Here is a 19,813-nt window from a genome sequence, read left to right on the forward strand (position 1 = left end):
CCCCAACCGTTTATTAATGGCACGAACAGCAAACTCGCGGATTTTCTCAACACCAATAAATCCAACAGCGCCTCCAATGGCAGGGGCAAAACTGATAGGAATGCCGAACATCTCCAGACCACTGGATACGCTCCATGACAACGCCCCACAGAGCAGCGCCTCCACCCAGCGGTTCTTACGTTCCACACCGTCGTAAATCAGGCGACCGTAACAAATCGCTATCGCCAAAGCAGAGCCGGATATTTGCGGCCACGAGTTTTTTAGACCATTGAGTATGTCAGCCCATAAATCAGGATTTTCTTTCATCTTCATATTCCACCCCATTAGAACAATGGGCGTCCGTGGGGTGAACGATGGTTACCCCTGTGAGTTGAGTTAATAGGTTGCCAGCCGCAATAGCGATACTGACGTTCTGTGAGTGATTGCGGTGGCGAATGTGAAAAAGGCCGCCTCAGTGACCTCCTGAATTGATGCAGGTGTTGTTTATCTCGTCGTTATCACGAGGTGGCAGAATCCTGCAAACTGCGCCTCTGGAAAAGGCCACGCCACGCGCAGCCTTGAATTTATAACCGATTGAATTTATTCCGTTATGGGATTTCCCATATCGGGATTTTGAACTACCTGAAAATCCTCGGTAGTTGAATAAAACCATCGAATTCATCTTGCATGAGAGTGATCTCTTTTTCGCTGAAAATCAGGTTAACCATATGATTTATATAGCATGTTAGAGTGTTCTCTATACCAATCCGAGGTGTTGCTCGAAATGGTTAAAATCGCACCTAATATATTGATTTAACTATGATGTAAGGTGCTGCCTCTGATCGAGCTGTCAACTCTGAGTTGACTACTGGTAGATACAAAAAAGCCCGCGAGTGCGAGGCTTGAAAAGTCGTAGTGAGTATAGCTACAAGTTCCCACTATTTGAAGATGTTAGACCAAGGCCGGACAAAATGCAACGGTTTATTTTGTCACCGCTTCAAATGCCGCTTCTGCCTGTTTTTCTTCCGTGTAACACTTCTCCACCAATTTTTGATAAAAGGGCTTCCAGTTCCGCCGCCACGTTCTTTCATTCAGTTCAGGTAAGTATGCCCTGATTGCGGTATAAGCGACTGACGAGGGCACCTTGCTGTAGCCCCGTCCTGAACATCGCGGACAAATTTTATGCACTGGTACACCTTGCAATGCCGTCTGCTCCTCATCAACGACCATACCCCGCCCCTTGCAGCGACAACGATTTGACAAAGTACCTTTGCCGTTGCATTTCTGGCAGAGTTCGTCAACCCGCTCTTTTTCAATCCACGGTTCAAGAACTACCGTTCCATCTGTGCGGATAATGCCAGGGTGTTTTACTACTTCCTTCTTGGAGTAAATCAGTCCTTTCCCCTGACATTCTTGGCACTGGCAGGTAGACGCGGCTGAACGGGAATAATCCTCAAAGGCCATTCTGGCTAAAATCACCAGACATTGCCCTAACTTATTTCCTGCCGCTTTCGAGATCAGTTTCGGTACAGTTCGCCTTGCGTAACGTGTCAATTCTTCCACGGTGCTGAACTTGTCTTCATTACTGACCTCGTTCTTGGCAAAAAAGGCCGTCATGCCAAATTTAGCCTGTGATTCAGTCATGCCTAAAGCCGCGGCGGTATCCATGCCCTTCATTCTGCCCGGTGCGGTACTGGATGACGAGTCACTGAAATTGGGCGACTTCGGATGAAAGTGTTTTAATGCTGATTCCAGTTTCATTATTATGCTGTCTCCGCTGTTTGATGACGATGTCTTTTGCTCTTTTGTATGCTTGCGCCGCTTCTTCAATATGGTGATATCTTCCAAGGTGGTGGTATTTATCGCCAACTTGTATCTTTGCTCTCCATTTCTTGGTGTCATGACACCATGAGACACCTCTATAACCTGATTTCGATGATGACTTTTCCCTTGTGTTGAGACCGTTTATGCTGTGCGAGACATCACGTAAATTAGAGATTCTGTTGTCATCCCTCACTCCGTTAATATGATCTATTACCTCACGAGGCCATTCTCCATACACATATAGCCACGCTAATCTGTGCGCCCTCATAAGACGCCCGTGTACTCTGATATCTATGTACCCTTGATCATTAACAGAGCCTGCGATATCGCCAATTTTCACTCTATTGCTATTTCTTTTTATCCATGTAAATAAGCCTGTTTCAGGGTCATAGCTCAGCACGCTTTTTAACTCTGATTGAGTGATCATTTTTTTCTCCATAGCTTGTGTTGATAAACTTCAGCCCCGTCTACTAAAAGATCATTAAAATCACACTCCCCCTCAGGCCATCGGATACTGACAACCTCAACATCATTGCTACTGAGAATATTTCTGTTTCCGCATTTAAAAGCCGCTGCTAATCCAGTACCGTTACTATCGCTATCTGCAAAGACGATGAGATGTTTCACACCCTGTGGTGCGATAAATTTCGCCATATGCCCGGCATTCATGGTTGACCACGTATTCACGCCGTAAATCTGCTTACAGGACAGTGCCGTCTCAATCCCTTCTGCAATACCCAGCGTTGAATCGACCGGGAACAGGCGAATAGCCAGTGATGGGGCGTGTTCGCGATAACTCTCTTCCTGCGTGGAATCCAATTTTTTCTGCGGGGTAATATCGGCTTTCTTGTCCCCATCAAGATAAGTGCGGTGCAGGTAACACAAGGTGCCTTTAGCGTCCGTCACCAATGACCAGATAGCCTGGAGTTTCCCATTGCGAACAGGCTGATCGGGGCAATACTTCACGTTATCTGTGGGCAGAACATGAATGCCTCGGTTGCGCAGATAGGCTTCACCCTGCGTCCCTTTCAGGCTGGGTAAATTGGCATAGCAGGCTGTCACTCTGTTTCTGAACGTGGTGATATTGGTCTCTTTCTTCACCGTGCTACGTTTATCAGACTGGATACCCAGAAGTTGATCAATTTCGGTTGCCAGTGTTTTAAAGTCTTTATCCTGTGTAAGCTCAAGCAGCTTCCAGCCATCACCGACGTTACAGGTACAAATAAAGGTGCCGCGCCCGTCACGGTCATCGATACGAAACTTGCCTTTCCGCTCACATATCGGGCACTTGCCTTTAAAGTGGTTTTTCCCCGTCACAGGGGGCAATTTGTAGTACGCGAAGATGTCAGGCCAGCGACCAACAACGGCATCGGCGGTTTTGATTCGGTTCATAGCATGCCTCCCTGTTGTGGCTGTTCTACCCGCTTGCGGCTTTTCGCCCAGGCAATTTGCTTGTGCCTGATAAAGTTGTTCACTTCCGGTGTCAGTTCCTGCGGGGTATCATGGAACCCGCGAGGCCAGACACCGAACTTGTCTTTAAACGTGTTAGATACCCAACCATCGCTCAGGATCTTTCCCTGTGAGGCGCGTTGGTTCTGGTAATATTTGAGCTGTGAGTAGAAGCTTTGCTTTTCAGCCTGCGTGTAAACCCGCGCTTTCTTGTTGAGCTTCTGAATGGTGCGACTGGTATCGACTTCGATATCCTCGCCTGCCAGCGGCTTAAAGCCACACTTCGGGCAGACATAAACGCCTGCGGGCTTCATGTAATGGCAAGAAGTGCATTCTTTCGGCAACTTCTCGCGTTTTTCTTGCTCCCGGTAGCTGGAGCGGGTTTTCATGCCATCGTTTTTATTTGGTAATTCGTCATACTCGATATCATCGGGATAGCCGAGACGATGGACAGAACCGGAGTGATCGAGAATGATGCACCTATTCTTACCCTCAGCGATACGCAGACCCCTACCGATTGTTTGAAGCCAGCGGATTTCTGATTTCGTGGGGCGAGCGTAGATAATGCACCGAACGTCACTATCAAAACCTGCCACGAGTACGCCCACATTGACGATAATTTTCGTTGCGCCCTGCTCAAAGCGGTGGATAATTAAATCCCGTTCATCATGAGGGGTATTAGCTGTCATCACCTCAGCATTGACCCCGGCGCGGTTAAATTCGACAGTGATAAAGTTGGCGTGGCTGACATTGACACAAAAGCAAATTGTGGGTTGATTTTCACCCAACTTCAGCCAACTACTGACCACATCGCCGACCAGATCCGCCCCGCACATGATCTCGGCTATCTCATCTTCCTTGTAGTCACTGCCATATTCCGCGCTGCTGCTGGATTTCACCCCGGTTAAGTCTGGCTTGGTGGGCGCATAAAATTCATAAGCACTCAGGTCACCACGCTGAATTAGTTCCTTAATCGTGGTGGGTTTTATCAGCTTCTGATAGTAATGACCGAGGAACGGTGAGAAAGGGGTGCCGGACAGACCGATCACCTTACAGTCTGTTTCAGTTGTCAGCCGGGTGATTTCTTCCAGTATCTTTTTGCGTTTCAGATGCGCTTCATCAATCACCAGCAGACTAATGTCTTCGGGGAAGTCACGGCGGATCAAGGTATCAGCCGAAGCAATCTGAATCAGCTTTGACGGGTCTTGGTTAGGATGATCACGCCAGACAAAGGCAATTTCATCCCCGGGCAGGCCATATTCGGCAAACTTTTTTGCGGTTTGGTCTACGAGGATCGTATACGGCACACAGAACATGACACGCATCCCACGAGAGACATAACCGTCAGTGATAAAGGCCGCCAGTCCGGTTTTACCTGAACCGGTCGGGCTGTACACCATGAAAGTACGGTGCTGTTTCCAGTGCTGTCGCAACAGGCTTAAGCCACGTTCCTGTGCAAAGTTAGGGGTAATTTCTAGCATGATTTACCCTCCAACGAGATGCGCTCAAAACGATAACCTTTATGGGTTTTGGCTCGCCCATTAAGACAGGCATAAACCGTTGAGGAATCAAAACCAGCAGCAAGTAGTTCACTCTTGCCTACGAAAACCAAATGACTGTCGGTTTCTATATCTATGGCTAATATCGCACTCCTGAGAACACCATTAGATGCAGAAGTCCAAATCAAGTTGGATGCCTGATTATTTAAGATGTTACCGTCCCAATGCCTTACACCCGGTAAAGCCATAGGATTAGGCACAAAAACCATAGCAACCAAACGGTGAACAGAAAAATCAGCCCATATTCCATTTAGAGAAAGTTTTACTGAGTGATATCCGTCGTGGTGGATTTTACCTTTCAATACTCGATTACTGTGCAGGCTATGAATGCGGCCTAAATTACTTACCCGATAAAAATCGGAATAACTTGCAATCGGTACGGGCTGCCATTCCTCCGAAGAGGAATTAGTGTCATAATCGGCTATGGAAATTTGGTTATTCATAGTTTCCCTCCGCAAGAACCGGATCAGTTGTGCTCGCCAAAGTTTCGCTGCCCGGTTTCTTGCCTCCTTTAATTTTCAATTCTTTTTTCCATTCATTGATAATTCGCTTACTGTCCTCAGAGTGCTCATGCGCAGGCATTTCACTGTACTCGCGCGCATAATCAATTTCGTGGAAATAAGGATTAACTATTGCCGGTGCGACGATACCCACGGTACGTTTGACATCTTCATCAGTCGGCACACGATCAAGGTATTTCTTGAGAGGCAGTGCGCCAGATTCCGCCAGACCATCAGTGATTTTTTTCAGTTGCTTAACTGCACGAAAAACATCTTTCACGCGGTCGTTATCTGCTGAGGGCATCTCTTCACCGTCGATCATCTTCCCGTCAATAAACAGCGGAATACTGCCAATGAACGCGCCACGGTTGAGGAACTTATTCACCTCAGCTGTGGTGATGATTGGGTATGCTTTGACTAATCCGAATAGAGTTACTGCCATTGACTCATCATGTCGTGAGCATTTTCCTTTGCCGTTTCGAATGGCGGCGATCAGTGCATCTTGATGATTGAGGCTCAGCAAATCGTAGTCCCCAACCACGATGTAGTGAGCACTCAGTGCTTCCAGATTCACCGGCTTTGCATGGCTATTGTGCGGTTTGTGTGCTTTCCGTTCCGGTGCGTTTGCTTTGGTCATTGCTGCTGCTTCGGCTTCTGACATCCCCGCCGCAACCAGTTCAGTCACGATGCGTGCTGGTTTCCAGCTCACGAGAGCGCGGTGTTTTTGGATAATCTTTTCTGCTTTTCCGTTGTTGATAATCATTCTTATTTGTCCAAAAAAATAGGGGGGTTCTTATTTAGTACTCTTCCGTAATGACCCGCTTTTTTAGCTTCCCCCATTTTGATAATCATTCTCACTTAGCTGCTTTTCATGCTCAGCCTTAGTGATCCCTTAGGAATCGTTCCCACAGCCAGAAGACACAGCCATTTTCGGTGTTACCTGTCAGTTCTCTGCTCTAACGCGTTCCCCGAATAGGGCTTGTCCTTTGGCTGTGCTTTCGGGGCTAACGGTGGCGCTTCTGTATAACCTTTCATCGATCTATGATTCTTTTTGAAAAACAATCTGAGCCACGTATTGGCGGCTCTGGCACCTGTGTTATCCCGCCGATATGGGATGGGATCTTCATCTCGCCGAAGTTTGTAGACGCGTGCGTATTTATCCCTTGCATACTCCCGCATAGTTGGGTTGGTCATGGCGGAAAGAATCTTCTGAATAAATTCCGCATCACCCGGCTGATAAACTTCGGGCATTATTACGTTATGGATTGGATATATATTCACGGTTGAAATTTGCCTTTCTGCGCATTGGATAGGTGCGTTCTATGTGCAAAATTACTGAGGTTAGATTTTGATTAAGTTTTGTTTGACAAAAATACAGAATTGTCATCTATCCTAAGATAGGTGATGTTGTGGACGTGCTTTTTCAGCACAGAGATGTTAAAGAGCAATAACGATTATTTTGAACCGTATTGAAGCCATAATGGATCGCAATCTAAGGCTTTAGAAATTTCTAAAATAAATCTAGGGCGTTTAGTGATCCCAGCTTCAATTCGCTGAATTGATTGTTGTCTTGTTCCAGATAGTTCAGCTAATTGAGCTTGAGTCATATTCATCTCATGTCGTCTGGTTTTTAATCGCTTGGATATAGTTTCCATCCTTGCAAATCTCCTTTATACAAATTAGATTGTATTTAATAACACATTATACTGTTTGTCAAATACAGTTTTTATTGTAAGAATCCTACTTTAATTAAAGGAGGGGTTATGAGTCTTGCAGACAGAGTCAAGAACAGAAGGCTTGAGTTAAAGTTAACTCAAACGGAGGCGGCTATGATTGCTGGCATTAGTCAGCAATCTTGGGCTGTCATTGAAGATGGGAAAACTCTGAGGCCACGGAATATAATAAGCATAGCTAAGGCTTTGAAATGCGATGCTGAGTGGCTAATTACAGGTGGCGATTTCCAGCCCCTTTGTGATGTAAACATTCGAAAAGTGCCGTTAATAAGTTACGTACAGGCAGGGAAGATAGCGAGAGGCTTTCCTATACGCGGCTACGATGACTTAGAACACATTACAACCGAGATGAATTGGTCAGAACGTGCATTTGCATTGCGTATAGACGGGGACTCAATGGAACCCGATTTTAAGGCTGGTGATATTGTTGTTATCGATCCAGAAGTTACTCCCAATCCCGGAGAATTCGTAGTAGCAGTAAGCTATGAACGGGAGGCGACATTTAAAAAATATAGGCCAACAGTTATAAATACTGGTGGAGTACAGCACTTTGAACTCATCCCGCTAAATAATGATTATCCAATTTTGGATAGCCAGCGGATGGAAATCATCATTATAGGAACAATGGTTGAACACCGAATCTACCGCAGAAAACGATAATTTTTATTAGCTCCCCCCCCTTTTTTCTGCAACCCGCCCCGCGCGGGTTTTTTTATTAAAAATTCTTATAAATACAACAAAGTGCAAAAAAATAACAATAAATACAACTTTGACTGTTGTCATCAAACAATTTTAATTGTATATTCTAATCATCGAACAGGCAGGATGCCCACGAAGTAGCCGCCAGTGGCATATGAAGAACTGGATGATTCGATAATCAACTATACCAAATGCACAAATAAGTTTTTAGCTATGCCGATCTTTAACAGACAGCGCTGAAAAAGCGCACCATTCTTACCAGTTGGTTACTGACTGAGATGTAAAGACTACTCAATCACAAATCAACTAAGGGGAATATATGCACAATTTTCATGGCTACAATAATGCAAGAAAAAGAAGGCATGAGCGCAGAAAAGAACTGCAAGAAGCGCATAACATCAACACTCAATTACAAAAAGCATTCAGTAATATTGATAGTATTAAATCAGAAATAGCAGTAAAACCAGCGCGCCCAATATTATCACTAAACAGAAAAGCAATGGATCGGGTAGAGAAGGCAATATCAATTAAAAATACTCCGATGCATGATAATTTAAGTAATTGCTGCTTACCTAACACAGCAATTTATTCAACTAAAACAAAATTCCGCCGCAGTTCTAAAGCTGGGGAGATTACAGCGAGAGCGTAAGCATGGAAGCCGAAAGCTAGTATACTGGCTATTTTTGCGATCGATAAATTTCTCTATGTGACAAAAGTCTCTTTAATCAATAACAATAATACGAACAAAACGACGCATATGTACAATAACCTATTATTTCATTATATAGGTTATAAATATGCCAAATCGTAAACAGGTAAAATTATTTACAGAGACATTATTAGAGGAAGATACTATTGTATTGGATACAGAAACAACGGGCTTAAAAAACGATGATGAAATCATTGAAATTAGTATTATAAATTCTCATGGTGATATTTTATTAGACACGCTAATTAAACCACAAAAAATCATTCCTTCTGATGCTATAAAAATACATGGCATCACAAATGAAGATGTTAAACATGCGCCAACATGGAGTGATATTTATAAAAAATACAGAGAAATAGTTAAAGGAAAAACAGTTATTATTTACAATAAATCCTATGACACAAGGATTATTAGGCAAACATGTAAAAAATATGAATTACCTACACCAAGAATAAAATCAGAATGTGCAATGCTATTATACGCAGAATATTACGGTGAAATAAATAAAAGAACGGGTGATTACAAATGGCATAAACTTACTGACGCAATTTATGACAATGATATATTAGTTTTTGGTGAAGCTCATAGAGCGCTTACAGACGCTCGAATGACACTAGAGCTAATAAAGTTTATGGCCTACAAAGATTGCAAGATTCCCGACAATACATTGCGTTCAATATATCCCCCCATTGATCATGAATCTTATAAACATGAACGTGAAATTAAGGAGATAGAGCGACAAACGCGTGAAATTAAAGAAAAATTGAGAAAAGAAGAAAACGACAAATCGTTTTCAAAGCTCTTTAATATGATATTTGTTTTTTTATTTATATTGTTTTCAATTTGGCTCTTTGCTTAAAGGCAAAAAAGACCAGATTATCTATATAAGTGCCGTAATGTTTTCAATTAAATCCCACCGATGATTGTTAATCAACTCCAGCTCATTTCAAGGTAAGCTGGAGTGAGTTAATAATTGATACAAAACAGAATAAATTAATTTTAATTTATAAAGAAAATAAAAAAGGATAAATGACATGAATAGATTAGTTGGAGCTAAATCTTATTTGCAGAGCGCACTTGAAATTAATGAAGAAATGCAGGCTGTATTACTTCCGTTATTAAAAACGGTTGAAAATGAAGCCAGCGATGATACTCATGCAATGTTACGCGCTGTACGCACATTATCAATGAATCAGTATCGGGATATTAATGAATTAGATTGTATTCTTGATTCAGTTATCGAAACAAAAAAAACAACCCCTGATTTAAAGATAGAATTAGAACCAGCTTGTAACGCAATAAAGAAACTAATGGCATTATTGAATACAATGATTGATTCTGGAGGTGAAGATAGAGACTTGGACTTACTTTCTATTGCGACAGATTTAACTCAGCAAGCTGGCAAAGAAATAGCGCGAGTCAGAGGAGTGGAATATCAATGATGAATAATATCCACCGCCTAAATCTTAGAATAAAAGTAATTTGTGAGGCAACATGCAAGCCCCCCCCCCCTAAATACATAGAAGAGTTTTATCAAACTTGTAATGGCTGGGAATGCAGATTATCTAAACATAATAATAAGACTGGTAGCTATGACTTAGTTGACTCATTCTACAGTTATGAAGATGCTTCAAATGAAGCAAAAGAAATTATTATTAACAACCAGATAATAAAAGAAAGAATTATCGCAGCGTTAACCTTAAGGAATAACCATGAAAACATTAAAACCCATCGAAGTAGCAACTGCTTTAGAAATATTGATCGAACCGCGCGAGGTCTATGTCGTCCGCGGTGCTAACAAGGCGTATCTGAGTGAGGGCGGCGCACTGAATAAATTAGCTTACGTTCGTGCACAGGAGCAATTTAATGAGGAGGGCAAGGAAAGTAACTTTCCCGCCAAAAAAGTTAAACAAGAAGACGGTACAACTAAAGTTATTCTTGGCTCTATGCGCCCTGAATTTATAGCACGCCATGCTCAGGTACTGGAAGAACTGAAAGACAGTGTTAAGCGAGAAAGAGATTTAATTAGAACTAAAAAGGAGCATCTAAAGGCAATAGAAAAACACAGGAAAGCACAGGATGAATTAATAGCCATAGAAAGAAAAATTCATCAATTACAATCAAAATAAAAATTAACAAAACAAATTTAATTACAGCGCCATCGCTGGGGAATCGCTCACGCTGAAAACAGGAAATAGAAAATGACATCATCAACGTTGCTTGAAAGAAAACGAAAGGCATTTATTAACGTTAAATTGAATGCATTACAAAAAAAACATGGTTGTCATTCTGTTGTTGTAAAGGTAGGAAAATTTAATTACCAACTGGATTTAGACGAAGAGATATTGAATATCGCTTTAATTCGCTTCTTTGAGTTAGATGTGTTTGCACTTAAAAGAAAACAGGAAGCAGAGGAACTTATCGTAAGAACATACAACAGCTTTTATACCAAGTTCGGCAATTTAACCGAAGAAGGTAATGAATTCATGAATGAGATATTAAAACTGATTGCTAAGAAAACGGAGCCAATAACATGATAAATAAATCCTATTTAGACTTTGCTAATGCAGCTATCCAGAAAGAGAAAGAAGAAAAGTACGACCTTGCAGCCGAATATTGGGGAAAGGCTAAAAATTTAGCCACCACGCTTAATACGCAACTATGGGCTGAATATCGCCAGTTACATAATGAAAAAAGACACTCATTACATAACAGTTACAGCAAGGTATTAAGAACCAATGAAAATAAGCGCACGGCTTCTGAATTAAAAAAGCATATGAAAAAGCAGGCGGTGAATAATGACTGCATATGAACAAGTAAAGGAATTAGCACGATTCTTAGAATATAGAAGTTTATTTCGTCGTGCCGCTGAGAAGTGGGGTGAGGCTCTTTCATTATCTCACGATAAAAAACAAGAACAGGAATGTATCAAAAATAATTTGCGTTGCGTCCGAAAAGCGAAAATCAAAATACAGGAGAGGTGGTAATGAGTAATACAGGAATGACAATAAAAGAAGTAATTGCCATTTTGAGAAAAAGTAAATTCGGATGCCCTGATTTCCTTTTAGATGAAGAAAGGGCGAGAACTAACTACCCGCCATTAACCGATGCGGAAAAAATGGAATGGGCTGAATTATCAGTAAAACAACAAAGAGCCATTGTTGCTAGAGAATATCTAGTTTCATGCGGTGAGCGATTTGGAAAACTTGAAAACGGCAATGTCATATTTACCCACGAAAATTGCGTAGTCGAGCTGGATGCTGACGTAATTGAAACACTACTTATTCACCAAATCGAAAATACGATTCTGGAAATTAATCCAGTCGAAAAATATATCGCCTTGTGGCGCTTCTATCTCGGTAATGAAGTGAACGAGAAAGAAAACAACTCCACATGGATGCGGGATTTTATCGATGACGTATTTATCGGTGGATTCAAATTATTTACCGCTGAACCAGCATCACCAACCACACATTGAGAATCAAAATATGAGTAAGAAAGACGAATTAGTAACTATCGACTCAAGCCACTTACCAGTGATCGAGTGGCAAGGCGTCCGTGTTGTTACCACAGAAACATTAGCGGCTGGGTATGGTACAGAACCGACAAATATTCGCTCCAATATCGCTAACCATCGTAGTCGTTTTATTGAAGGTGTTCATGTATTCACCCTTAAAGGTGATGATTTTCGAGCATTTAAGAACCAAGGCAATAATATTGACTTGGTTAATAAACACGCAAATCAAGTCGCTCTTTTCACAGAGAAAGGTGCTGCCCGTATGTCGAAAATCATTGATACCGACGAAGCGTGGAGTTTCTTTGAGAAGATGGAGTTCGCTTATTTTCACCAGAAAAAGCCGACAACAAATCCTTCCGCCTTACCCGGTAATTACATCGAAGCTCTAGAAGCACTACTGACAACGGAAAAAGAAAAGCTAGCCATTGTTCAAGAGCGTGACGAAGCTCGTCGCACCAAATCACAGATTAGTCGCCGTCGTGAAGCTCAGGCACTTGGTAAGCTCGGCGCTGTCACCCGTAAGTGTCGGGAACTGGAAGAACGTCTGGGGGAAAGCACCAAGCACTCAACAATCACCAGTGTGCAAAAAGCCACGGAGAAAGAATACAAATTCGCTCCACTCCGCAAATGGTGCCGTGAGAACAACATGGAAGCCACAGACGTTCCTGACCCCAGATACGGAAGCGTGAAGTCATGGCCTGCCGAAGCATGGCTGGCTGTATACGGCGTAGATCTCAAAAAATTGTTTGGCAAAAAGTGAGGTGATGGAAATGAAAAAGACAAAATATGTTGTGACTTATCTGGCTGATTATCCCTGTGGGCATCGCCACACACTGAGAGTTGCTATGGAGGCTCATGATGCAATAGACGCTATCGAAAAATCGCAGGCAGCATTCACCGATGATCGACTGACATCAACTAACCACACCCTCTTTTCTGTCATGCCGGAAGAGTTCAACGAAAGCACGGTTGCTAGCATGGATTTGTGCCCAAGTGCGGAGATGAAGTCATGATCATTGATACCAATTTATTACGTGCGGCATTGGTCTGTGTAGCCAAAGATGAGCAGGCAGAAAAATACCCCGGATTAACTGGAGTGCATATTACCCGGCAACACCTTGAGGCCACTAACGGTAATGCTCTGGTTCGCATGGAGCTTAAAGAGGATAGCGGCACTTTCTTTGATGCTAGAGACGCTGCTGACCTCGATCTGGTTATCCGGTTCTGTGGTGATATCCCAGACGAGGCTTGTTTCACTGAAATTATCTTTAACGACGAAGCAAGAGCTATTCATCTGGATGAAGACCATAAGGCTTTTAGCTTCACTCGCCTTGAGGTCATCAACGGGCGCTTCCCTGATCTGGATAAAGTCATCCCGACAGAGAAGCAAAATGTCATGCCGTACTTTCACCTTGAGTACCTGGCTTACCCATATCTGATGTTTCGCAATGGCGTTGTACTTATGGAGCCAGCCGGCATGGAGGCGCCCTGCCAGTTCCGGTTTTGCCCTTTCACGAACAAACTTTATGGCAACCCTATTTTTGTAGTTCAGCCGCTTTACGAAAATGCCTTCGAGCTTGCCGAACGGCAATTAAGGGAGCTGGAGGTAGACCGTGACCAATAAGCACCGTCATATGGTGGATATCAACGACGAACTGGTCAGAACGGTAGTCTACATCGACGGTGGCAGGGATCACACACAGCGGCATATCCACCGCATGAGACGTAATCAACACATTCACGAGGGCATTTGCCCTCCCCTGCCACCCGCACCGAAAGTGGCAGGAGTGAAGATAACTCCGAAGAAAGGCAAGCGAGGCAGAAGACAATGATCAACATCGATAACGCGAATGAAATTGGTTTATTCGGTCACATTGACGACGGGCGCGAGTGGGCAGATTGGTTATTAAAGAAGGCGAATGAAAGTAAGAAATCTCAAAGAATTCCTATGAGATTCGAGGCTGACGACACTGAGGATTTTGATAATTACTCCATGTCAGCATTAATGAAGCTCAGTAAAGAGAAGTTAACCGAGTTCTACGCTATCGGGAAATCATTACCTGCTAACGAATATTATCAAATAACAGGCATAGACGTAGCTCGTATGGCATTTGAACTGTTAGAGGCACGGGAAAAGCTCGCTGAATATGAAATAGGAACAAGGGAAAAAGATGATCAATAACTCATTCCACCTCACACAAATCATCGCCTCAGTCTGGGGCGATCCAGCTGATATCACCGATGTGGTATGGAAAGCCGGATACCGTAAGCCAGAGCGGGGAGAAAGGGAAATCGTCGCATTGGTTATTGATGTAATGAATGGGGTGCCCGATGAGGTGCCCTACTCTGAAAGGCCAAGAAATTTGGACGATATTCTGACTACGGAGCTGTATAACATTATTTTTGAGGCAACACTCAGTGACCTGGCAGCACCTGAAATGGTGGCAAAAATGGTTTTGTGGAACGGGTACGGGAGGAAGGAATAGTGGCTACAAGATACATTGACTACAAAGAAATGCAAAAACTAACAGGGAAAAGCAAATCAACCCTTTGGAGAATGTACGCAAAAAGGAATGAATTTCCTAAACCAGACAGAACAAAAAGTGGAGTTTTCCTTGGGTGGTCAGAAGAAGTTTATGAGGCTTGGGTAAAAGAAAAGAAGGAGTAGTTACTTGACCCGTTACTTGACCCGTTGTTATGACGGGTTTTTCATTTTCTTGATGTAACTCTTTGATTTTATGGTACGCCCTACAGGATTCGAACCTGTGACCTACGGCTTAGAAGGCCGTTGCTCTATCCAGCTGAGCTAAGGGCGCATTAGGGGATATAGAATAAGAAACATTATTAATGCCTTAACGCAGCACCGGATTATACGGGCATAATGGAATGAGTCAATGCCCTTTTCACTCATATGTTCATTTTATGATTATTAATAAAACTGACAGGCGGTTCATGTTCTGACAAAATAGTCTCCATTCCTATATTTGATAGTGGAATCTTAAATACATGTCAGCAAAAATTATTGATGGGAAAACGATTGCGCAGACAATCAGAAACGAAGTTGCAGAAAAAGTCAGGCAGCGCGTTGCCGCCGGAAAACGAGCACCAGGTCTTGCCGTCGTTTTAGTGGGAGAAAACCCGGCTTCTCAAATTTATGTCGCCAGCAAACGCCGCGCCTGCGAAGAGGTCGGGTTTATGTCCCGCTCTTATGACTTGCCTGATACTACCAGCGAGGCTGAATTACTCTCCCTGATAGATGACCTGAACGCCGATGCGCAAATCGATGGTATTTTGGTTCAACTCCCTTTACCTGCCGGCATTGATAATGTCAAAGTACTGGAACGCATTCATCCCGATAAGGATGTGGATGGTTTCCATCCTTATAATATCGGCCGTTTGTGCCAGCGCGCCCCTAAACTGCGCCCTTGTACTCCCCGCGGAATTGTAACTCTGCTTGAACGCTGCAATATCAATACCTATGGGCTAAATGCCGTTATTATTGGCGCTTCTAATATCGTTGGGCGCCCTATGAGCCTTGAATTGCTATTGGCAGGCTGTACAACTACTGTAACGCATCGCTTTACCAAAAACTTACGTCAGCATGTTGAACAGGCGGATTTACTCGTCGTTGCGGTTGGTAAACCCAACTTTATTCCTGGTGAGTGGATTAAGCCGGGCGCAATTGTGATTGATGTTGGTATCAATCGGCTGGAAAATGGCAAAGTCATTGGTGATGTTGATTTCGATAAGGCGTCCGAACGCGCAAGTTGGATCTCCCCCGTACCTGGCGGTGTCGGACCAATGACCGTTGCAACATTGATTCAAAATACCTTGCAAGCTTGCGAGGAATATCATGATGTGGATACAACTGAAGGTTATTGATGGAAATTTTTTATTTAGATGGTCACCCTTATATCGAGTTATGTGATTTGCTGAAATTTCAAGGCTGGTGTGAGAGTGGTGCTGCGGCGAAAGCCGTGATTGCAGAAGGTTTGGTTCAGGTTGATAGCCAACTCGAAACGCGTAAACGCTGTAAAATTACTGCCGGTAAGGTTGTTGCCTTTAATGGCGAATCTGTTCGCGTTGAAGCATAACTAAGTAGGTAAACATTACCACTAATACTTTTCAGAAAAACAGTACCTTGTATATTAAGGTACTGTTTTTTTATTTTATATATACCAATCGTCTTTCAAGATGTGTCTTATTATCTCCCCGCATAGCGGGGAGATATAAACAATCACATTGAGTTGCAATTTACAACACTATATGAAACTTGATGTTTCCCCCGCTTCGCAGGGGCAATCATACGCATCTTGAAGTTAGATTGGTATAAACCAGTACAAGGTGATATGTGAATATTAAATAATATGATGTCAATAATAACATCAATATTGTTGGCAGATATCATTTTTTCTGGCTACAGATTTATCTGTTTTTATTCGTAAAATATGTGACATTGACGATATATTGATAAACAATCATATCAATTTTCTAATAAGTCGCTATACTGGGAAACTTATGTACAACTGAAACGGAGTTAATTATGTTAAGTAATAGAGCTGCAAGAAGGTTGTTAGGTTTGCCTTATAAATTAAGTAATTCTAAACGCAGAGTAAAAATTTCTCTTCTTAATCCTGCTTCCAGTGATAACACTCATCAAATACCAGAACATCTGAGTCATTCTTCTTTCATTGCCATGAAACGAGATGCAGTTTCTGGAAAAGTCACGTATCACGCTGGAAATGCTTTCTATCCTAAGCACTTAAGCAGTCATCAATAAATTTGTCGGTTTTATTCCGCTCATTTATACAACCAGAACTACAACTAAAAAATCTCGCTATGAAAGCGTAAAGACATTAAAAACTGAACCGCCCATCTAAGGGGCGGTTCTGGGCAAAAATCGATTATTTACGACGCCATGTTGTTCCTTGTGGACCATCTTCCAGCTCAATTCCCATTTCATTTAACTGGTCACGCGCCGCATCAGCCAATGCCCATTCTTTGTTTTTACGGGCATCGTTACGCTGTTTGATTAATGCCTCAATTCGGGCAACATCGTCGTCCGCCTGTGCTCCACCTTGCAAAAAGTGTTCTGGATCTTGTTCCAACAGACCAAGAATCCCTGCCAATTTACGTAATCTTGCCGCCAGACCATTAGCCGCAACCATGTCTTCTGTTTTCAAACGATTAAGCTCACGCGCCATATCAAACAAGACTGAATACGCTTCTGGTGTATTGAAATCATCGTTCATTGCTTCAACGAAACGGGCTTCAAATGCTTCCCCACCAGCAAGTTGGGCGAATTTATCCGTGCCACGCAGAGAAGTATACAAACGTTCAAGGGACGTGCGCGCCTGTTTCAGGTTCTCTTCCGTATAATTCAACTGGCTGCGATAGTGGCCGGACAGCAAGAAATAACGCACGGTCTCAGCATCGTAATATTCCAGCACATCACGGATAGTAAAGAAGTTGTTCAATGACTTGGACATCTTCTCTTTATCCACCATGACCATGCCGGAGTGCATCCAATAATTGACGTAAGGACCATCATGGGCACAAGTGGATTGGGCAATTTCATTTTCATGATGCGGGAACATTAAATCAGAACCTCCACCGTGAATATCAAAGTGGTGACCCAGCGTCTTACCGTTCATGGCGGAACATTCAATATGCCAACCCGGACGTCCTGCTCCCCACGGAGATTCCCAACTCGGCTCGCCTGGTTTGGACATTTTCCATAATACAAAATCCATCGGGTTACGTTTTACATCTGCCACTTCAACACGGGCCCCCGCTTGTAATTGTTCCAAATCCTGGCGGGAGAGCAGGCCATAATGAGGATTGGTGTCGATGGAGAACATGACGTCACCATTAGCGGCAACATAAGCGTACCCGCGCTTAATTAGCTCTTCCGTGATGGCAATGATTTCTGGGATATGCTGCGTTGCACGAGGCTCTAAATCCGGGCGCAAGATATTCAATGCATCAAAATCGCTGTGCATTTCTGCCAACATGCGTGCGGTCAAATCGTCACAACTTTCATTATTTTCGATGGCGCGTTTAATAATTTTATCATCCACGTCAGTGACGTTACGGACATAGGTCAGATTATATCCCAGATAACGCAGGTAACGAGCAATCACATCAAATGCCACAAATGTTCGGCCATGACCAATATGACACAAGTCATAAATGGTGATACCACACACGTACATGCCCACTTTTCCTTCGTGAATCGGCTTAAATTCTTCTTTTTGACGGCTGAGAGTGTTGAAAATTTTTAGCATCAGTGGGTTTCCGTAAAAATTAATGTACGTGTAATAAAATCAAATGAATTGGCTGATTATAGGCTTCTTTATCAGCAAGATAAATAAATGAGAATATAGAAAAGCCAGACGAGTATTTCACCTTGATATGCAATGCTTTGCAAGTGCCATAAACCGCCTTGTTCTGATACTTCTCAGAATACTGACTCAAAATCTGAGATATGATATAACAACGGTTGTTCCGAATCCCCTAAATACGGGGTCAATCAAAACTATTACTAGGATTTTTATTATGGTGACTTTCCACACCAACTTTGGCGATATCGTAATCAAAACCTTCGCTGATAAAGCACCTGTAACTGTTGAAAATTTCCTGAGTTACTGCTCGGAAGGTTTTTATGACAACACTATTTTTCACCGTGTTATCAATGGCTTCATGATTCAAGGCGGTGGCTTTGAACCAGGTATGAAGCAGAAAACAACTAAGGCTCCTGTCAAAAACGAAGCCAACAATGGCCTGAAAAACAGCCGTGGCACTATCGCTATGGCACGCACCAATGATCCGCACTCTGCAACTGCCCAATTCTTCATTAACGTTGTCGATAACGATTTCCTGAACTTCCGTTCAGAGCGTCCAGATGGATGGGGTTACTGTGTATTTGCCGAAGTTGTTGAAGGCATGGACGTGGTTGATAAAATTAAAGGTGTTTCCACCGGTCGCAGCGGTATGCACCAAGATGTACCACATGAAGATGTGATCATTGAACGTGTCACTGTTGGCGAATAATTACTGTTAGACGCTACATGAGTACACTGTTTATTGCAGATTTGCATCTCAGTGAACAAGAGCCGGCAATTACTGCCGGTTTTCTGCGTTTTTTACGTGAAGATGCAATCCACGCTGAAAGTCTTTATATTCTCGGTGATTTTTTTGATTACTGGATTGGTGATGATGATCCCAACCCATTGCATACTAAAATCGCCCAGGCCCTTAATGAACTGAAACAACAAGGTATTCCCTGTTATTTCATGCATGGCAATCGTGATTTCTTGCTCGGCTCCCGTTTTGCCAGAGAGAGCGGCTTGATTCTGCTTCCACAGGAAGAAGTGCTGGAGTTGCATGGTAAACGTATTCTGATTTTGCATGGCGATACGCTATGCACCGATGATATCAACTATCAGCAATATCGTAAGCGGGTACATACTCCGTGGATACAACGGCTATTCCTGTTTCTCCCTTTATTTATCCGTTTAAAAATTGCAGCCAAAATGCGAGCAGGTAGCCACTATGCCAACAGCCAAAAATCCGCGTCTATTATGGATGTCAACCAAGAGGCTGTTATTGAGCATTTTAATAAATATCAAACAGATTGGATCATTCACGGGCATACTCATCGCCCAGCAATACACGATATTCAGATTGGCGATAAGACCGTGCATCGCGGTGTATTAGGGGCCTGGCATGAGCAAGGTTCGATGTTCAAAGTTACAGAAACGGCTATTGAATTGATATCCTTCTCTTTCTAAGCGCCTTGCTTATTTTGTAAAAATCGATAAATCAAACGACGCAAACGTTTT

The 19,813-nt window shown here is 42.9% G+C and carries 31 protein-coding genes and 1 tRNA gene; 21 read left to right on the forward strand and 11 right to left on the reverse strand.

What is annotated here, in order from left to right:
- The 9 genes from IQ211_RS06455 to IQ211_RS06495 all read right to left on the reverse strand — a co-directional run.
- Positions 1–312: phage holin, lambda family (locus IQ211_RS06455; RefSeq protein ID WP_420856241.1), on the reverse strand; the 312-nt coding region annotated here is incomplete at its 3' end.
- A 648-nt stretch (positions 313–960) separates the two neighbouring features.
- Positions 961–1,740 carry an antitermination protein Q gene (locus IQ211_RS06460; RefSeq protein ID WP_189759593.1) on the reverse strand — a complete coding sequence of 260 codons (780 nt, stop codon included), beginning with the start codon at positions 1,738–1,740 and terminating at the stop codon, positions 961–963.
- Entirely contained in the window at positions 1,685–2,230 is a 546-nt protein-coding gene (locus tag IQ211_RS06465; protein ID WP_189759594.1) for an HNH endonuclease signature motif containing protein, read from the reverse strand. The genes IQ211_RS06460 and IQ211_RS06465 overlap by 56 nt, the downstream gene beginning before the upstream one ends.
- Positions 2,227–3,195 (reverse strand): DUF7146 domain-containing protein, encoded by a 969-nt coding sequence (locus IQ211_RS06470; protein ID WP_189759595.1) that lies wholly within the window; start codon positions 3,193–3,195, stop codon positions 2,227–2,229. The genes IQ211_RS06465 and IQ211_RS06470 overlap by 4 nt, the downstream gene beginning before the upstream one ends.
- Entirely contained in the window at positions 3,192–4,733 is a 1,542-nt protein-coding gene (locus IQ211_RS06475; RefSeq protein WP_189759596.1) for a DEAD/DEAH box helicase, read from the reverse strand. The genes IQ211_RS06470 and IQ211_RS06475 overlap by 4 nt, the downstream gene beginning before the upstream one ends.
- A complete protein-coding gene (locus IQ211_RS06480) occupies positions 4,727–5,254 on the reverse strand; it encodes an NUMOD4 domain-containing protein (protein WP_189759597.1) in 528 nt (175 codons plus the stop codon). Before IQ211_RS06480 ends, IQ211_RS06475 begins: the two co-directional genes overlap by 7 nt.
- On the reverse strand, positions 5,247–6,020 hold the full coding sequence (locus tag IQ211_RS06485; protein ID WP_317618139.1) for a hypothetical protein: 774 nt from the start codon (positions 6,018–6,020) through the stop codon (positions 5,247–5,249). The genes IQ211_RS06480 and IQ211_RS06485 overlap by 8 nt, the downstream gene beginning before the upstream one ends.
- A gap of 227 nt (positions 6,021–6,247) precedes the next feature.
- Positions 6,248–6,592 carry a hypothetical protein gene (locus IQ211_RS06490; protein WP_189759599.1) on the reverse strand — a complete coding sequence of 115 codons (345 nt, stop codon included), beginning with the start codon at positions 6,590–6,592 and terminating at the stop codon, positions 6,248–6,250.
- A 173-nt stretch (positions 6,593–6,765) separates the two neighbouring features.
- Complete coding sequence (locus tag IQ211_RS06495) at positions 6,766–6,966, reverse strand: helix-turn-helix domain-containing protein (protein ID WP_189759600.1); 201 nt, start codon at positions 6,964–6,966, stop codon at positions 6,766–6,768.
- Positions 6,967–7,074: 108 nt separating this feature from the next.
- Between IQ211_RS06495 and IQ211_RS06500 the strand changes: the two genes are divergently transcribed.
- The 16 genes from IQ211_RS06500 (at position 7,075) to IQ211_RS06575 (ending at position 14,637) form a co-directional block, all read left to right on the forward strand.
- Complete coding sequence (locus tag IQ211_RS06500) at positions 7,075–7,704, forward strand: helix-turn-helix domain-containing protein (protein ID WP_189759601.1); 630 nt, start codon at positions 7,075–7,077, stop codon at positions 7,702–7,704.
- A 358-nt stretch (positions 7,705–8,062) separates the two neighbouring features.
- On the forward strand, positions 8,063–8,392 hold the full coding sequence (locus IQ211_RS06505) for a transcriptional antitermination N peptide (RefSeq protein WP_189759602.1): 330 nt from the start codon (positions 8,063–8,065) through the stop codon (positions 8,390–8,392).
- A 148-nt stretch (positions 8,393–8,540) separates the two neighbouring features.
- Positions 8,541–9,311, forward strand: coding sequence for a 3'-5' exonuclease (locus IQ211_RS06510; RefSeq protein WP_189759603.1), 771 nt, complete (start codon positions 8,541–8,543; stop codon positions 9,309–9,311).
- 175 nt (positions 9,312–9,486) lie between these two features.
- The gene (locus IQ211_RS06515) at positions 9,487–9,894 is read left to right on the forward strand and encodes a hypothetical protein (RefSeq protein WP_189759604.1); all 408 of its coding nucleotides are present in this window, start codon (positions 9,487–9,489) and stop codon (positions 9,892–9,894) included.
- Positions 9,895–10,164: 270 nt separating this feature from the next.
- Positions 10,165–10,581, forward strand: coding sequence for a hypothetical protein (locus IQ211_RS06520; RefSeq protein WP_223281691.1), 417 nt, complete (start codon positions 10,165–10,167; stop codon positions 10,579–10,581).
- Between the two features lie 72 nt (positions 10,582–10,653).
- Positions 10,654–10,989, forward strand: coding sequence for a hypothetical protein (locus IQ211_RS06525; RefSeq protein ID WP_189759605.1), 336 nt, complete (start codon positions 10,654–10,656; stop codon positions 10,987–10,989).
- A complete protein-coding gene (locus IQ211_RS06530; RefSeq protein WP_189759606.1) occupies positions 10,986–11,264 on the forward strand; it encodes an ANR family transcriptional regulator in 279 nt (92 codons plus the stop codon). Before IQ211_RS06525 ends, IQ211_RS06530 begins: the two co-directional genes overlap by 4 nt.
- Complete coding sequence (locus IQ211_RS06535) at positions 11,251–11,439, forward strand: PerC family transcriptional regulator (protein WP_189759607.1); 189 nt, start codon at positions 11,251–11,253, stop codon at positions 11,437–11,439. Before IQ211_RS06530 ends, IQ211_RS06535 begins: the two co-directional genes overlap by 14 nt.
- Positions 11,439–11,930 carry a hypothetical protein gene (locus IQ211_RS06540; protein WP_189759608.1) on the forward strand — a complete coding sequence of 164 codons (492 nt, stop codon included), beginning with the start codon at positions 11,439–11,441 and terminating at the stop codon, positions 11,928–11,930. The genes IQ211_RS06535 and IQ211_RS06540 overlap by 1 nt, the downstream gene beginning before the upstream one ends.
- Positions 11,931–11,940: 10 nt before the next feature.
- Positions 11,941–12,729, forward strand: coding sequence for an ORF6N domain-containing protein (locus IQ211_RS06545; RefSeq protein ID WP_189759609.1), 789 nt, complete (start codon positions 11,941–11,943; stop codon positions 12,727–12,729).
- A 10-nt stretch (positions 12,730–12,739) separates the two neighbouring features.
- Complete coding sequence (locus IQ211_RS06550) at positions 12,740–12,982, forward strand: hypothetical protein (protein WP_189759610.1); 243 nt, start codon at positions 12,740–12,742, stop codon at positions 12,980–12,982.
- Positions 12,979–13,593: a beta clamp domain-containing protein gene (locus IQ211_RS06555; RefSeq protein ID WP_189759611.1), complete on the forward strand. Its 615-nt coding sequence runs from the start codon at positions 12,979–12,981 to the stop codon at positions 13,591–13,593. Before IQ211_RS06550 ends, IQ211_RS06555 begins: the two co-directional genes overlap by 4 nt.
- Positions 13,583–13,801 (forward strand): hypothetical protein, encoded by a 219-nt coding sequence (locus tag IQ211_RS06560; protein ID WP_189759637.1) that lies wholly within the window; start codon positions 13,583–13,585, stop codon positions 13,799–13,801. Before IQ211_RS06555 ends, IQ211_RS06560 begins: the two co-directional genes overlap by 11 nt.
- Positions 13,798–14,151: a hypothetical protein gene (locus tag IQ211_RS06565; protein ID WP_189759612.1), complete on the forward strand. Its 354-nt coding sequence runs from the start codon at positions 13,798–13,800 to the stop codon at positions 14,149–14,151. Before IQ211_RS06560 ends, IQ211_RS06565 begins: the two co-directional genes overlap by 4 nt.
- Positions 14,141–14,455, forward strand: coding sequence for a hypothetical protein (locus tag IQ211_RS06570; RefSeq protein ID WP_189759613.1), 315 nt, complete (start codon positions 14,141–14,143; stop codon positions 14,453–14,455). Before IQ211_RS06565 ends, IQ211_RS06570 begins: the two co-directional genes overlap by 11 nt.
- Entirely contained in the window at positions 14,455–14,637 is a 183-nt protein-coding gene (locus IQ211_RS06575; protein WP_189759614.1) for a helix-turn-helix transcriptional regulator, read from the forward strand. Before IQ211_RS06570 ends, IQ211_RS06575 begins: the two co-directional genes overlap by 1 nt.
- Positions 14,638–14,708: 71 nt before the next feature.
- Here IQ211_RS06575 and IQ211_RS06580 read toward each other — a convergent pair.
- Positions 14,709–14,785, reverse strand: a tRNA-Arg gene (locus tag IQ211_RS06580).
- A gap of 190 nt (positions 14,786–14,975) precedes the next feature.
- On the opposite strand from IQ211_RS06580, the gene folD reads away from it, so the two are divergent.
- The 3 genes from folD to sra all read left to right on the forward strand — a co-directional run bounded on the left by folD (position 14,976) and on the right by sra (position 16,749).
- Entirely contained in the window at positions 14,976–15,851 is an 876-nt protein-coding gene (gene folD, locus IQ211_RS06585) for a bifunctional methylenetetrahydrofolate dehydrogenase/methenyltetrahydrofolate cyclohydrolase FolD (RefSeq protein WP_189759615.1), read from the forward strand.
- Entirely contained in the window at positions 15,851–16,063 is a 213-nt protein-coding gene (gene ybcJ / locus IQ211_RS06590) for a ribosome-associated protein YbcJ (RefSeq protein WP_189759616.1), read from the forward strand. Before folD ends, ybcJ begins: the two co-directional genes overlap by 1 nt.
- 449 nt (positions 16,064–16,512) lie before the next feature.
- Positions 16,513–16,749: a stationary-phase-induced ribosome-associated protein gene (gene sra / locus IQ211_RS06595; protein ID WP_189759617.1), complete on the forward strand. Its 237-nt coding sequence runs from the start codon at positions 16,513–16,515 to the stop codon at positions 16,747–16,749.
- A 124-nt stretch (positions 16,750–16,873) separates the two neighbouring features.
- Here sra and cysS read toward each other — a convergent pair whose 3' ends face one another.
- On the reverse strand, positions 16,874–18,256 hold the full coding sequence (cysS, locus tag IQ211_RS06600; RefSeq protein WP_189759618.1) for a cysteine--tRNA ligase: 1,383 nt from the start codon (positions 18,254–18,256) through the stop codon (positions 16,874–16,876).
- Between the two features lie 271 nt (positions 18,257–18,527).
- Here cysS and ppiB point away from each other — a divergent pair, with 271 nt between their 5' ends.
- Both ppiB and lpxH read left to right on the forward strand, forming a co-directional pair.
- Positions 18,528–19,022: a peptidylprolyl isomerase B gene (gene ppiB, locus IQ211_RS06605; protein ID WP_074019340.1), complete on the forward strand. Its 495-nt coding sequence runs from the start codon at positions 18,528–18,530 to the stop codon at positions 19,020–19,022.
- Between the two features lie 17 nt (positions 19,023–19,039).
- On the forward strand, positions 19,040–19,762 hold the full coding sequence (gene lpxH, locus IQ211_RS06610; protein ID WP_189759619.1) for a UDP-2,3-diacylglucosamine diphosphatase: 723 nt from the start codon (positions 19,040–19,042) through the stop codon (positions 19,760–19,762).
- The last annotated feature ends 51 nt before the right edge of the window (positions 19,763–19,813 follow it).

It is taken from the genome of Xenorhabdus griffiniae, assembly GCF_015163655.1.
GTDB lineage: Bacteria > Pseudomonadota > Gammaproteobacteria > Enterobacterales > Enterobacteriaceae > Xenorhabdus > Xenorhabdus griffiniae.

Bases quoted from the DNA above. Each gene is read 5' to 3' on its own strand.
- IQ211_RS06465 (WP_189759594.1), bottom strand. From the start codon at position 2,230: ATGATCACTCAATCAGAGTTAAAAAGCGTGCTGAGCTATGACCCTGAA.
- IQ211_RS06530 (WP_189759606.1), top strand. From the start codon at position 10,986: ATGATAAATAAATCCTATTTAGACTTTGCTAATGCAGCTATCCAGAAA.
- IQ211_RS06495 (WP_189759600.1), bottom strand. From the start codon at position 6,966: ATGGAAACTATATCCAAGCGATTAAAAACCAGACGACATGAGATGAAT.
- IQ211_RS06460 (WP_189759593.1), bottom strand. From the start codon at position 1,740: ATGAAACTGGAATCAGCATTAAAACACTTTCATCCGAAGTCGCCCAAT.
- IQ211_RS06540 (WP_189759608.1), top strand. From the start codon at position 11,439: ATGAGTAATACAGGAATGACAATAAAAGAAGTAATTGCCATTTTGAGA.
- IQ211_RS06555 (WP_189759611.1), top strand. From the start codon at position 12,979: ATGATCATTGATACCAATTTATTACGTGCGGCATTGGTCTGTGTAGCC.
- IQ211_RS06505 (WP_189759602.1), top strand. From the start codon at position 8,063: ATGCACAATTTTCATGGCTACAATAATGCAAGAAAAAGAAGGCATGAG.
- IQ211_RS06570 (WP_189759613.1), top strand. From the start codon at position 14,141: ATGATCAATAACTCATTCCACCTCACACAAATCATCGCCTCAGTCTGG.
- IQ211_RS06500 (WP_189759601.1), top strand. From the start codon at position 7,075: ATGAGTCTTGCAGACAGAGTCAAGAACAGAAGGCTTGAGTTAAAGTTA.
- IQ211_RS06520 (WP_223281691.1), top strand. From the start codon at position 10,165: ATGAAAACATTAAAACCCATCGAAGTAGCAACTGCTTTAGAAATATTG.
- IQ211_RS06525 (WP_189759605.1), top strand. From the start codon at position 10,654: ATGACATCATCAACGTTGCTTGAAAGAAAACGAAAGGCATTTATTAAC.
- IQ211_RS06475 (WP_189759596.1), bottom strand. From the start codon at position 4,733: ATGCTAGAAATTACCCCTAACTTTGCACAGGAACGTGGCTTAAGCCTG.
- IQ211_RS06515 (WP_189759604.1), top strand. From the start codon at position 9,487: ATGAATAGATTAGTTGGAGCTAAATCTTATTTGCAGAGCGCACTTGAA.
- lpxH (WP_189759619.1), top strand. From the start codon at position 19,040: ATGAGTACACTGTTTATTGCAGATTTGCATCTCAGTGAACAAGAGCCG.
- ybcJ (WP_189759616.1), top strand. From the start codon at position 15,851: ATGGAAATTTTTTATTTAGATGGTCACCCTTATATCGAGTTATGTGAT.
- IQ211_RS06480 (WP_189759597.1), bottom strand. From the start codon at position 5,254: ATGAATAACCAAATTTCCATAGCCGATTATGACACTAATTCCTCTTCG.
- ppiB (WP_074019340.1), top strand. From the start codon at position 18,528: ATGGTGACTTTCCACACCAACTTTGGCGATATCGTAATCAAAACCTTC.
- IQ211_RS06470 (WP_189759595.1), bottom strand. From the start codon at position 3,195: ATGAACCGAATCAAAACCGCCGATGCCGTTGTTGGTCGCTGGCCTGAC.
- IQ211_RS06535 (WP_189759607.1), top strand. From the start codon at position 11,251: ATGACTGCATATGAACAAGTAAAGGAATTAGCACGATTCTTAGAATAT.
- IQ211_RS06545 (WP_189759609.1), top strand. From the start codon at position 11,941: ATGAGTAAGAAAGACGAATTAGTAACTATCGACTCAAGCCACTTACCA.
- sra (WP_189759617.1), top strand. From the start codon at position 16,513: ATGTTAAGTAATAGAGCTGCAAGAAGGTTGTTAGGTTTGCCTTATAAA.
- cysS (WP_189759618.1), bottom strand. From the start codon at position 18,256: ATGCTAAAAATTTTCAACACTCTCAGCCGTCAAAAAGAAGAATTTAAG.
- IQ211_RS06565 (WP_189759612.1), top strand. From the start codon at position 13,798: ATGATCAACATCGATAACGCGAATGAAATTGGTTTATTCGGTCACATT.
- IQ211_RS06550 (WP_189759610.1), top strand. From the start codon at position 12,740: ATGAAAAAGACAAAATATGTTGTGACTTATCTGGCTGATTATCCCTGT.
- IQ211_RS06510 (WP_189759603.1), top strand. From the start codon at position 8,541: ATGCCAAATCGTAAACAGGTAAAATTATTTACAGAGACATTATTAGAG.
- folD (WP_189759615.1), top strand. From the start codon at position 14,976: ATGTCAGCAAAAATTATTGATGGGAAAACGATTGCGCAGACAATCAGA.